Source organism: Pararhizobium sp. A13, from assembly GCF_040126305.1.
Taxonomy (GTDB): domain Bacteria; phylum Pseudomonadota; class Alphaproteobacteria; order Rhizobiales; family Rhizobiaceae; genus Pararhizobium.
The window spans coordinates 2,221,267-2,233,667 of the sequence record NZ_CP149510.1 but is presented as its reverse complement, the minus strand read 5'-3'; the positions used below and the strand labels follow the sequence as shown (position 1 = coordinate 2,233,667).

12 protein-coding genes are annotated in these 12,401 nt (G+C 61.6%); 7 read left to right on the top strand and 5 right to left on the bottom strand.

Annotated features, from left to right (window positions below; genetic code table 11):
- Positions 1-60: 60 nt before the first annotated feature.
- A complete protein-coding gene (locus WI754_RS10790) occupies positions 61-432 on the bottom strand; it encodes a DUF4406 domain-containing protein (protein WP_349433348.1) in 372 nt (123 codons plus the stop codon).
- 99 nt (positions 433-531) lie between these two features.
- Here WI754_RS10790 and WI754_RS10785 point away from each other — a divergent pair, with 99 nt between their 5' ends.
- Complete coding sequence (locus WI754_RS10785; RefSeq protein WP_349433347.1) at positions 532-1,284, top strand: DeoR/GlpR family DNA-binding transcription regulator; 753 nt, start codon at positions 532-534, stop codon at positions 1,282-1,284.
- A gap of 6 nt (positions 1,285-1,290) precedes the next feature.
- Here WI754_RS10785 and WI754_RS10780 read toward each other — a convergent pair whose 3' ends face one another.
- On the bottom strand, positions 1,291-2,298 hold the full coding sequence (locus WI754_RS10780; protein ID WP_349437792.1) for an asparaginase: 1,008 nt from the start codon (positions 2,296-2,298) through the stop codon (positions 1,291-1,293).
- A gap of 76 nt (positions 2,299-2,374) precedes the next feature.
- Between WI754_RS10780 and WI754_RS10775 the strand changes: the two genes are divergently transcribed.
- On the top strand, positions 2,375-3,112 hold the full coding sequence (locus WI754_RS10775; RefSeq protein ID WP_349433346.1) for a DUF3750 domain-containing protein: 738 nt from the start codon (positions 2,375-2,377) through the stop codon (positions 3,110-3,112).
- A 104-nt stretch (positions 3,113-3,216) separates the two neighbouring features.
- Positions 3,217-3,759 (top strand): type II toxin-antitoxin system RelE/ParE family toxin, encoded by a 543-nt coding sequence (locus WI754_RS10770; RefSeq protein WP_349437791.1) that lies wholly within the window; start codon positions 3,217-3,219, stop codon positions 3,757-3,759.
- A 550-nt stretch (positions 3,760-4,309) separates the two neighbouring features.
- Here the strand turns inward: WI754_RS10770 and WI754_RS10765 are convergent.
- The gene (locus tag WI754_RS10765; protein WP_349433345.1) at positions 4,310-5,308 is read right to left on the bottom strand and encodes an NAD(P)H-quinone oxidoreductase; all 999 of its coding nucleotides are present in this window, start codon (positions 5,306-5,308) and stop codon (positions 4,310-4,312) included.
- A gap of 335 nt (positions 5,309-5,643) precedes the next feature.
- Here WI754_RS10765 and WI754_RS10760 point away from each other — a divergent pair, with 335 nt between their 5' ends.
- A complete protein-coding gene (locus tag WI754_RS10760) occupies positions 5,644-5,904 on the top strand; it encodes a DUF1344 domain-containing protein (RefSeq protein ID WP_349433344.1) in 261 nt (86 codons plus the stop codon).
- Positions 5,905-6,020: 116 nt separating this feature from the next.
- On the opposite strand, the gene WI754_RS10755 is transcribed toward WI754_RS10760, so the two are convergent.
- Both WI754_RS10755 and WI754_RS10750 read right to left on the bottom strand, forming a co-directional pair.
- Entirely contained in the window at positions 6,021-7,820 is a 1,800-nt protein-coding gene (locus WI754_RS10755; protein WP_349433343.1) for an EAL domain-containing protein, read from the bottom strand.
- A gap of 152 nt (positions 7,821-7,972) precedes the next feature.
- On the bottom strand, positions 7,973-8,521 hold the full coding sequence (locus WI754_RS10750) for an HdeD family acid-resistance protein (protein ID WP_349433342.1): 549 nt from the start codon (positions 8,519-8,521) through the stop codon (positions 7,973-7,975).
- A 145-nt stretch (positions 8,522-8,666) separates the two neighbouring features.
- Between WI754_RS10750 and betI the strand changes: the two genes are divergently transcribed.
- From betI to betB, 3 genes are read left to right on the top strand one after another with little or no spacing between them, the layout of a single operon-like run.
- Complete coding sequence (gene betI / locus WI754_RS10745; RefSeq protein ID WP_349433340.1) at positions 8,667-9,269, top strand: transcriptional regulator BetI; 603 nt, start codon at positions 8,667-8,669, stop codon at positions 9,267-9,269.
- Positions 9,266-10,804, top strand: a complete 1,539-nt coding sequence (betC, locus tag WI754_RS10740; protein WP_349433339.1) for a choline-sulfatase — start codon at positions 9,266-9,268, stop codon at positions 10,802-10,804. The genes betI and betC overlap by 4 nt, the downstream gene beginning before the upstream one ends.
- Before the next feature lies 1 nt (position 10,805).
- Positions 10,806-12,269, top strand: a complete 1,464-nt coding sequence (gene betB, locus WI754_RS10735) for a betaine-aldehyde dehydrogenase (RefSeq protein WP_349433338.1) — start codon at positions 10,806-10,808, stop codon at positions 12,267-12,269.
- Positions 12,270-12,401 lie beyond the last annotated feature (132 nt).

Sequence of the window (12,401 nt, the reverse complement as noted above, 5' to 3'; positions counted from 1 at the left end):
TTTTTCCCGGCGCAAGTGATAACAATCGCGCCGGTTGTTTGCCAGCCGGTTCAACGCCGATCACGCCATTGTGGTTACCGCGCAGCCCGGCACGTCTTCCAGCCGATAATAGACGGGAATTCCGCGCTCCCGCGCGATCCGGACATCATTGTCCGCTCCCTTGGAATCGCCGGTCAAGCGCAGAACAGCGTCGCAGAGTTGCAGAAGCCGCCCGGCGACCGGATGAAAGATCTCCTCATAGAGATCGTCGCCGACCTCACGGCCGCCGGCGGCATGCCAGACCGGCAGCGCCACCCATTCGCCGATCATCGGCACATGCCCCGCCTGAAACAGCGCATGCGCCGGCGCTTCCAGGCGCTTGAGGTTTGCCGCCATCTTCTCGGGGTCGTCGCCGGTGCCGGAACGATAAGGGCCAGCAATCAGAATAAGCATGTTTTCCTCCACAAATGCACGGAATTTCCTATTTTATCTGGATATATCGTGATAAAACATGCAATATCGTGAAGAGTCAAGAATGATTTGGGGACTGAAATGCTGACTTCGCAACGGCGAGCGCTGATTTCCGCAAGGCTTGCCAATGACGGGCAAGTGGTAGCCGGTGAACTGGCGGCGGAACTGAACCTCTCGGAAGACACGATCAGGCGCGATCTGCGCGACATGGCGACAGCCGGTCTTCTGAAGCGGGTGCATGGCGGCGCGCTGCCGGTCGCGCCGCCGCTGCCGGATCTGGAAGCCCGGCTGACGATCTCTGCCGATGTCAAGAAACGTCTGGGGCGCAAGGCAGCGGAACTGGTGCGGGCCGAGCAACTTGTCTTCCTCGATGGCGGCACTACCAATGCGGAGATCGTGCGCGCCCTGCCCCGCGACATGAAGCTGACGATCGCGACACACAGCCCGGCAATTGCTGCGCTTCTGGAAAAACACCGGGCGGACGTGATCCTGATCGGCGGCAATCTCTACAAGCACTCGATGGTGGCGACGGGTGCTGCGGCGCTCGCAGCAATCGGCATGCTTCGCCCCGACATCTTCTTCCTCGGCGCGACCGCGATCCATCCCGCCCATGGGCTCTCGACCGGCGACTATGAGGAAGCGGCCATCAAGCGTGCCATTGCGGCACAAGCGGCCGAAACCATCGCGCTCCTGACGGAGGAGAAGTTCGGTGCCGTCTCGCCGCACCATATCGCCGGCATCGAAGCGATGGCAGGACTGATCGTTCCCGCCAGTATGGCGGACGATGTCATCACCCCTTACCGGCAGAAAACCATCCGGATCATCGAGGCATGAACAGGATCAGGCGGCGAAGGCTCCGGTCACCCGGACATCGCCGACATGGATGCCGTTCCAGTTCCGCATCGCATAATTGGCCTGCGCCATCAGGCTGGCCTGCAGTTCCGGCTCGTCGGTAAAGAAACGGGCAAGCGTGGCGGCGACCATGACTTCGGCGGCGCGGGTGGTGCCATCCTCGCACTTGAGCGCAATCGCGATGCCTTTTTCCGGGATGGCAGCGCAGAACACGCCTTCGGCACCGGTCTTGGCGAAGATGCGGCCGGGCGCGGTCTTCATCAGGCGAGTGCAGGCGCGTCTCGTCCCAGCGACATAGAAGGGCTCGGCCATGCAGGCCTCGATCAGCCGCTTCGACACCCTGGCGCGAACCGGTTCCAACCCGTTGCCGGTCGCCATCTTGGCAAAGCCGTGCGCCAGGCCCTTGAGCGGCACCGCATAGGTCGGGATCGAGCAGCCATCGATACCGCAATTGTCGTGCGCGAGCGCTGCCCCGGTCAGGCCTTCCATCACGCCGCGGATTTCGCGCTGCAACGGATGATCGTAGGTGACATAGCCGGCGGTCTCCTGGCCGCCGTGGCAACAGGCGCAGACGAAGCCGGCATGTTTGCCGGAGCAATTGTTGTGGAGTTGTGTCGGATGCTGGAGCGACCGGGCCTGGCTGATGATCGTGTCCTGACTGAACGACCAGTGTTCACCGCATTCGAGCGCCGAGACGTCCCTGCCGGCGGCCGCCAGCATCGCGGCGGCCAGGGCCACGTGCTCCGGTTCGCCATTGTGCGACGAACAGGCGAGCGCCAGTTCCTTGTTGCCGAACCCGTAGGCGTCGGCTGCCCCCGTCTCCATCAGTGGCAGGGCCTGCATCGCCTTGCAGGCCGAGCGCGGGAAGACCGCCGCATCGGCGTCGCCCAACGAAAAGATGGTTTTACCGGCGCTATCGACGGCAATCACCGTGCCGCGATGACGGCTCTCCACCAAACTGCCGCGGGTGACTTCGACAAGTACCGGGTTCGACATGCTCATGCCCTCAAAAATCCAATTTCTGCCCGTGTCTTTAGACCAAGATCGCGCAACACAAAACCCGGACCCGCCCATGAAATTTCTTCGCAAGCTGCTTCTCGCCATCCTGTTCGTCTATCTGCTGCCGGCGCTTGCTTCGGCGGGATGGTGGTATGTCAAGGAAAGACCGGGAAACTGGCGGGAAGCGGATTGGTCGTCGGCCAATATCCTGCCGAGCCCGAGCGACGACAAGGAGGCGTCGATCTACATTTTCTCCGCCACCACCGGCGGCATGAAGGGCGCTGTCGCCAGCCACGCCTGGATCGTCACCAAGGAACGGGGAGGCACAGCCTATAACCGCTATGACAAGGTCGGCTGGGGTTCGCCCATTCGGCGCAATGGCTACCCGGCAGATGCCAGATGGTATTCCAATACCCCGCACCTGGTCGTGAGCGTAAAGGGCGAGGAAGCGGCGAGGCTGATCCCGAAAATCGAGAAAGCCATCCAATCCTACCCTTATGCCAAACCCGGTGCCTACCGCATCTGGCCGGGGCCGAACTCCAACACCTTCGTCGCCCACGTGCTGCGTTGCGTGCCGGAACTGGGCGTCGTGTTACCGCCTGATGCTGTCGGACGCGACTATCTGCCGGAAGGCAAGCTGTTTGCGATCGACGCCGATGGGCTCGACATGCATGCGACGCTTTACGGCCTGCTCGGGATTTCCGTTGGCGCCCGCAGCGGTCTGGAAGTGCATTTCATGGGACTGGTCGCCGGCATCGACGCGCTGCGTCCGGCGGTGAAGATACCGGCGTTGGGACGGTTCGGTCTGTGAGAGCTGGAGGTTTTCAGATGCGGCCCGAAAAACTATGTTAGGATCGGGTCTGGAATCCGTACGGAGACAGGATGCCACAACCGCTAAAAAGACTTTTGATCGATGTGCCGGAAGATCTGGAGGCTCAAATTGAGTCCCTGGCCGAGCAGACGGGACGTTCGCGATCGCTCATCGTCAACGATGCCATCGACACCTATGTCAACAACCAGCTGCGCTGGCTCTCCGACATGGATGCCGCCACGAGGGATGCGAAGCAAGGCCAATCCCTCGATGGCGACGAAGTGCTGGACTGGCTGGAAAGTTGGGGCGGCGACGCCGAAAAGCCCCGTCCGGGACCGACATCCCTGTCCCTTTCGATGAGGATACGATTTACCTCTCATGCCCTACAGGATCTTGATGATCTCAAGGAATGGCTTCGCCTTAAAAACCCGCGCGGCTACAAGTCGGTTGCGACACAGATATCCAAGACAATACGGCCGGTTGCCGAGCATCCACATATGGGGCGAAGGACCCTTCGCGATGACATCCGCGAACTGGTGGAACCTCGCTATGGCTTCATAGTTCCCTATGCCGTCCACGAGGGCACTATCTTCATACGCTATCCGCTCGATTTCTCTGCGTCGCCGGAGCCGGGTGAGACGCTTTGAGATGACCGCGGCGGATTTGTACGCAGACAAAGTCATGACCTCCACCAGAGGTGGAGGTTTGAAACGCAGCGCTTGAACCACTAGAAGTGGTTTTGTTAGCGCTTAGTAGCTACGCTTGAAGAGGTCGGCAAAGTCGGAAGCTTTGTCGGCCTTTTCCTGATTGCGGATGTATTGTCTGACGATCTGCTCATTCTAGCCCGTCGTCGAGACGAAATATCCGCGTGCCCAAAAGTGGTACCCCTTATATCGCCGCTTGCGGGCATATTTGTTGGCATGGAGGTTTACTTTGCATGCAACAAAAAGGGCCGCACAGGGCGGCCCTCCATGAGTTTTAGCCAGGTAACAGGCCCGGACCACATCCTTTGAAGGTGCGACCCGCAGGAAGGCTGGGTTCAGATCGAGGGCTGCCTCGTTTCTGCCACCACAATTCCCATGTCCGTTACGAGGTTCGAAAGCTCATTAGACACTGGATCACCTTCCTTTCTTTACGTTGAAGATGACTTGAAGGTAGTCTGATTCGCCCGGATTGCAAGGCAGGCGGCCTTAGACTTTAGAACGTCATGACGATCTTGCCGATGTGATCGCCGGCCTCCATCAGGCGATGCGCCTCGGAAACATTCGAGAACGGCACCACAGCGTGCATGACCGGGGCGACGTCGCCCTCGTCCAGGAGCGGCCAGACATTGTCCAGCAGTTCGTCACGGATCGCCTCCTTCTCGACCGCCGTGCGGGGCCGCATGGCCGAGCCCATGACGTGCAGGCGCTTGGCGAGGATCGGGGCGATATTGGCCTTCTCCACCGTGGCGCCGCCGAGGAAGGCGATGATCGACAGGCGACCATCCTTGGCGAGCGAGGCGATGTTGCGATCGAAATAGGGTGCCCCAACCATATCGAGGATGACATCGACGCCGTGGCCGCCGGTCTCCTCGAGGATGACCGCCTTGAAATCCTCTTCGCGGTAGTTGATCGCCCGCCTGGCACCGAGCGAGACACAGGCGTCGCACTTGTCCTTGGCTCCGGCGGTGACGAAGACCTCGGCGCCGAAGGAGCGGGCAAGCTGGATGGCCGTGGTGCCGATACCGCTCGAACCGCCATGGATGAGGATCTTTTCGCCTTCCACCAGATCGGCCATCTGGAAGACATTGGCCCAGACCGTGAAGAAGGTTTCCGGCAAGGCTGCTGCGCGCGCCGCGTCATAGCCCCTCGGCCAAGGCAGGGCCTGCGTCGCCGGCAGGGCGCAGAACTCGGCATAACCGCCGCCATTGGCAAGGCCACAGACCTTGTCTCCGACCGTGAAGCCCTCGGCACCCTCGCCGATTGCCACCACTTCGCCGGCGACCTCAAGCCCGAGGATCGGGCTTGCGCCCGGCGGCGGCGGATAGTGGCCCTGCCGCTGCAGCACGTCCGGGCGATTGACGCCGGAAGCCTCGACCCGGATCAGGATATCGCCGGGCTTGATTTGCGGCAGCGGCCCGCGCGCCAGCACCATCTTTTCCGGCCCGCCGGGAGACGGAAGATCGACATAGGTCATTTCGGTCGGCAGGGTCACGGTCTTCTCCTCGTTTGCATGACTACCGGTTATCTAGCGCGCAGGGAGAGAAGGGCAAAGCTGTGTTTTGACCGCCGACAGCGGGCACGGCCGCAATCAAACAATACGGCAAAACGATAGCGACGCACGAATGCGGCGCCGCATCGTGGCAAAATTGAGCCATCCAAGGTTGTGGAAAAATTAAGTTTCTTTAATTTGAACGGTGCAGAAACCGGGTCTAGCGTCATCCTCGAAACCGGGAGACGCCGGCGGCCCTCCCAGCCGCGACGCGACGAACTCCGGACGGTTTCATGACGATCGGTCCGTACACAGGGACCTTTACAAGGACGACACCCATGCGTGCTCTTCTGACCTCATTGACCCTCATCTCCGCAATCTCCCTTTCGTCAGCCGCTTTCGCGGCCAGCACCACGACCGGCACCATCCGCGCCCTCGACACCAAGGCGATGACGCTGACGCTGAAGAACGGCACCCGCTACATGCTGCCGGCCAACTTCAGGAACCCGGGCCTCAAGGTCGGCGAAAAGGTTACGATCGCCTATGAGATGATCGGCAAGAAGCATCAGGCAACGGCCGTCACGCCGTTGACGCAGTGACGCGCAGATCGTCGCATGAGTTTTCCTGATCGCGGCTAGACGCTTTGGGCTCATGCAGAAACGGGCTGGAATCCATGATGGGTTCCGGCCCGTTTTCTCTTCAGCGCCACCGGCAATCAGAGCGCCACGCCACCAAACGTGTCGAAGACCAATCCATCGTCGCTTTCCTTGGCACGGCTCTTGATTTCGGCGATGCGGGCGCTGACAGCCTGGGCATCGGAAAAAACGAAACCTTCCGGCAGGATCAGCACCGCGATCGAGCAGCGCATCAGCGGGAAGATCGTCGTTTCGCCACCTCGGCCATGGCCGGTCATGTAGCCCGCCTGCTGGTGTTCGTGCGAATAGAGCTGGCGGACGTCGCTGCGGAACTCGGAAAGAACCCGCGTCAGCACAGCGCCCACCTCCTCCTGCGTCCAGCCACGGACGCCGATGAAGAAATCGTCGCCGCCGACATGGCCCAGAAACTTTTCCTCGCCGATGAAATGCCGGCGCATCAAGGCTGCAAACAGCGAGATGGCGAGGTCGCCTTTCTGGAAACCGTAGTGATCGTTGAAAGGCTTGAAGCTGTCGAAGTCGCAATAGCAGAAATAGCGGGCCTCATCGCCGTCGAGCACCGCGTCGTGCACGTAGTCGCGGATCGCGCGGTTGCCCGGAAGCCCGGTGAGCGGGTTCTGTTCCTGCGCCGTCTTCAGCTGTTTTTCGCTGATGATCTTCAGAAGCGAGGAGGCGGACAGCACGCCGGCATAGCGCATGTTCTCCGTCAGGATGACGCAGTCGCTGCCGTCCATGCCGGCAAAGATCTTCAGCATCTCGTCGGCCGGCGTTTCCAGATCGGCTATCGGCGCCGGGCTGACGAAATGCGAGATGTGGCGCTGGTACATATGGTTCTTCAAGAGGTCGCGGCCAAAGGGATGATAGATCATCTCCTTGACGTGGTATTCGTGCAGCACGCCGCGCGGCTCGCCATTGGCGTTGAGCACCGGAAAGAAGCTGCGCTGCGGCGAGCGGCGGAACAGTTCGAACACCGAATCCAGATCGTCGTTCTCGCGCAGCGCCGGAACCTGCTCGATCTGCTTGCGGATAAGGATGCTGTCGAGCGAGATAGATTGGCGGCGGGCGCCGGCGCTCTGCTCCAAATGCGGATAGGTCGGCTGCAGATCGGCGAAATGCACAGTCGGGCGGGCGACGAAATATCCCTGGACGAGATCGCAGCCAAGATCGCGGCAGGTGGCGAATTCGGCTTCCGTCTCGACGCCCTCGGCAATGACCCGGGTGCCGAGCACATGGGCGGTATTGACGGTGTGGCGCACAATGTGGCGCTTGCGCGGGTTGGCTTCGATGCCGCAGATGAAATGCCGATCGATCTTCACGTAGTCCACCGGCTGGTCGCAGAGCAGCTTCAGCCCATTGAACCCAACGCCAAAATCGTCGATCGCCAGCTTGAAGCCGGCAAGCCGCAGGCGTTTCACGAGGCCTGAAAAATCCGGCATCTTGCTGCTGTCGAAGCGCTCGGACAGCTCGAAACAGATCGACGACGGCGGGATGTTGGCGCGCTTCAGGTGATTGCCGAGCCGCTCGACGAGATCGCCCTCCAGCCCGATCAGGCGGCTGTCGAAATTGACGAACAAGGTCCGCGAGGCGAAATCCGGCAGGCTGGCGAAGCCGGCAAAGGCGCGGGTGTTGATCATGTGCTCCAGCGCCACGAGTTGCCCCGCCGCCTCCGCCTTGTCGAGCAGTTCGAGCGGCGACTTGAAGCCCAGCCGTTCGAAGCCACGCATCAGGGTTTCGTAACCGAAGACGGCGCCCGTGGCGATTTCGGCGATCGGCTGGAAGGCGTTTTCGATCGCGAGCTTGGCCAGGTTGACGATCTGGTCGTCGCCGAAGCGGCGCAGGGACAGCATTTCAGCGGCGGACATGCGCGAACTCCGGAAGCGGACATGGTCGCGTAAACCATCACGTCCGAGGCTTAAATTTTCCGTTTCCCCAGCATGACAGTTTTGTGAAAATTCAATGAATGGCGAGAGTTAACCGCAAGAGACAACCACCTCTTCCAACGGCAAAAACACCGTCAGCCCCTGGCGAGAACACCAAACGCGATGAGTGCAAGACCCTGCATGACGAGATCGATCGCGAGGAACAGACCGAGGATCCAGAGGCTGTTGACCGGCCAGCCGGCAGCGATGACGAGGCCCGCAAGTGCTGTGACCACGCCGCCAAGGGCAATCCATCCCCAGCCCTTGAGCGGCCGCAGATTGAAGGCGGACCAGATACGGAAGGCACCGGCGACCATCAGCGCGACCGCCATCAGGAAGGTGAGGATCGCCGACGCCAAGAGCGGATTGAGAAGGGCGAAAACGCCCGCGACGGTGTAACAGGCACCGCTCAGGCTCCAGTAGAGCACGCGCTCCCAGCCCTTGACGCGGAATGCCTGGGCGAGATGCAGCATGCCACCCACCAGCATGATGATGCCGACATAGTAGACGGAGGCGACGGTGGCACCGAGCACGTTGCCGAAAGCGATGCCGCCCATCATGATCATCAGCACGCCGAGTGCCACGAACCATCCCCATTTCTCGCTGGCAACCAGTTTTCCCGTCGGGTCGAATGCCTGAGCCATGACGCAACCTCCAATTACTTACGGATGATCGTTCAAGCGTGAATAGAGCAACATTCTACGCTGAAATCAAAGGGAAAGATCTGGAATATTTTTATTGATTGACGGATCAATCAAAAATACACTGCCCTCATCAGAGGGATAGAAGATGCCGAAAATCGGGATGGAACCGGTGCGCCGCAAGGCGCTGGTGAATGCTGCGCTTCGCGTGATCGGCGATCAGGGCACGCTGTCGGTCACCATGTCCGACATCGCCCGCAACGCCGGCGTTTCGGCAGCACTGGCGCATCACTATTTCGGCAGCAAGGAACAGCTGCTGATCGAGACGATCCGCTCTCTTCTGAAGCAGTTGCGCGACGATACGGTGACGGCACTCCAGGCGGCGAAGACCGCGCGCGAACGGTTGTCGGCCCTCGTGCGCGTCTCCTTCCAGGCCGACCAGTTCGCGCCGGAAACGATCGCCGCCTGGCTCGCCTTTTATTCCGAAGCCCAGCGGTCGGAGGAAACCCGCCGCTTCCTCGTCATCTATGCCCGTCGGCTGCGCTCCAATCTCCTTGCCAACCTGAAAGCGCTTTGTGACGCGGATAACGCGGTGCGCGTCGCCGAAGGTGCGGCAGCCATGATCGACGGGCTCTATATTCGACGCGCGCTCGGTTCCTCGCCGGTCACGGCTGAAGCTTCGATCGCGCTGACCGACGACTACATAACGCTCAATCTGACTGCTCTTTCCGCACAAGGACATGCCGCATGACCGCTCGCCGGCCGAATATCCTGATCATCATGGTCGACCAGCTGAACGGAAAGTTCTTTCCCGACGGCCCGGCGGAGTTCCTGCACGCGCCGCAGATGAAGGCGCTCGCCAAACGCTCGGCGCGTTTCCGCAACAACTACACCTCTTCGCCGCTCTGCGCCCCTGCCCGCGCCTCGTTCATGGCCGGGCAGCTGCCGAGCCGCACGCAGGTCTATGACAATGCGGCCGAATATATCTCCTCGATCCCGACCTATGCGCATCACCTGCGTCGGGCCGGTTATTATACGGCGCTGTCCGGCAAGATGCATTTCGTCGGCCCCGACCAGCTGCATGGCTTCGAGGAACGGCTGACGACCGACATCTACCCGGCCGATTTCGGCTGGACGCCGGACTATCGCAAGCCGGGTGAGCGGATCGACTGGTGGTATCACAATCTCGGCTCCGTCACCGGCGCGGGCGTGGCCGAAATCACCAACCAGATGGAGTATGACGACGAGGTTGCCTTCCTCGCCAACCAGAAGCTCTATCAGCTGTCACGCGAGCAGGGCGACGAGGCCCGCCGCCCATGGGCCTTGACCGTCTCGTTCACCCATCCGCACGACCCCTATGTGGCGCGCCGCAAATTCTGGGATCTCTACAACGACTGCCACCAACTTCTGCCAGAGGTCGGCGAGATTGCCCTTGAGGAACAGGACCCGCATTCGCAGCGCCTGATGCTCGCCTGCGACTACGAGAGCTTCGCCCTGACGGAGGAAAACATCCGCCGTTCGCGCCAGGCCTATTTCGCCAATATCTCCTATCTCGACGAGAAGGTCGGCGAACTGATCGACACGCTGACCCGGACGCGAATGCTGGACGACACGCTGATCCTGTTCTGCTCGGATCACGGCGACATGCTCGGCGAGCGCGGGTTGTGGTTCAAGATGAACTTCTTCGAAGGCTCTGCCCGCGTGCCGTTGATGATCGCCGGGCCTGGCGTCACCCCCGGCCTGCATCTGACGCCGACGTCCAACCTTGATGTCACGCCGACCCTCTGCGATCTCGCCGGCATCTCGATGGATGAAATCATGCCCTGGACGGACGGCGAGAGCCTGCTGCCGGTCATCAACGGTGCCGAGCGCATCACACCGGTGCTGATGGAATATGCGGCGGAAGGGTCCTACGCGCCGCTCGTCTCAATCCGCGAGGGCAAGTGGAAATATGTCCATTGCGCGCTCGATCCGGACCAGCTTTTCGATCTCGATGCCGATCCGCTGGAACTCACCAATCTTGCCAGGGATCCGGCCGGTCCGGTGATCAAAGCGACGCTCGAGGCCTTCCGGCAGATGCGCGAGGCGCGCTGGGACATGGAAGCCTTTGACGCCGCCGTCCGCCAGAGCCAGGCACGGCGCTGGGTGGTCTACGAGGCACTGCGGAATGGTGCCTATTACCCGTGGGATCATCAGCCGCTGCAGAAGGCATCCGAGCGCTACATGCGCAACCACATGAATCTCGACAATCTCGAAGAATCCAAACGCTTTCCGCGAGGGGAATAAGATGAAAGCCCAACCGCCAGCCTCCCACTTCATCGACGGCGAATACGTCGAGGATATCGACGGCACCGCCTTCGACAGCATCTATCCGGCGACCGGCGAAGTCATCGCCCGGCTGCATGCGGCGACCCCCGGCATCGTCGAAAAGGCGATTGCGGCGGCCAAGCGCGCCCAACCTGAGTGGGCGGCGATGAGCCCGACGGCGCGCGGCCGCATCCTCAAGCGCGCTGCCGAGATCATGCGCGAGCGCAACCGCGAGCTTTCCGAACTTGAAACGCTCGACACAGGCAAGCCGATCCAGGAAACCATCGTCGCCGACCCGACCTCGGGCGCGGATGCGTTCGAATTCTTCGGCGGCGTGGCAGCGGCGGCACTTAACGGCGACTACATCCCGCTGGGCGGCGATTTTGCCTTCACCAAGCGCGTGCCGCTCGGCGTCTGTGTCGGCATCGGCGCCTGGAACTATCCGCAGCAGATCGCCTGCTGGAAGGGCGCACCGGCGCTGGTCGCGGGCAATGCCATGGTGTTCAAGCCGTCGGAAAACACGCCGCTCGGTGCGTTGAAGATCGCCGAGATCCTCCATGAAGCCGGCCTGCCGAAGGGGCTCTACAACGTCATCCAGGGCGACCGGACGACGGGGCCGTTGCTCGTCAACCACAAGGACGTCGCCAAGGTGTCGCTCACCGGCTCGGTCGAGACCGGCCGTAAGGTGGCGGGTGCCGCGGCCGCGCAGTTGAAGCACGTCACGATGGAGCTCGGCGGCAAGTCGCCGCTGATCGTCTTCGACGATGCCGATCTCGAAAGCGCCATCGGCGGCGCGATGCTCGGCAATTTCTACTCGACCGGCCAGGTCTGCTCGAACGGCACGCGCGTCTTCGTGCAGAAGGGCATCAAGGACAAGTTCCTGTCGCGCCTGAAGGAGCGCACCGAAAAGATCGTCATCGGCGACCCGATGGACGAGGCAACGCAGCTCGGGCCGATGGTCTCACGCGCGCAGCTCGACAAGGTGTTCTCCTATATCGAAAAGGGTAAGGCCGAGGGTGCGACGCTCTTGACCGGCGGCGGCATTCCGAATTCGGTGCCCTCCGAGGGCACCTATATTCAGCCGACCGTCTTTGCCGACGTCACCGACGAGATGACGATCGCCCGCGAGGAAATCTTCGGACCGGTCATGTGCGTGCTCGACTTCGAACGCGAAGACGAGGTGATCGCCCGGGCCAACGGCAGCGAGTTCGGCCTTTCGGCCGGCGTCTTCACCTCGGACCTCACCCGCGCACACCGTGTGGTCGATCAGCTGGAAGCCGGCACACTGTGGATCAACACTTACAATCTGGCGCCGGTCGAGGTGCCGTTCGGCGGCTCGAAGCAGTCCGGTTTCGGGCGGGAGAACTCGCTGGCGGCGCTCAATCACTACACGGAACTGAAGAGCGTCTACGTGGCGATGGGGAAGGTCGAGTCGCCGTATTGATCTTTGCTCCCCCTTGAGGGGCGAGGTCGCAGCGAAGCTGCGGGCGGGGGTAACCTTCGCGAATTTGGCCCTCCCCTTGAGGGGGAGGGTCGGACCGCAGGTCCGGGTGGAAGGGCAAGAGGCCCCTATCCG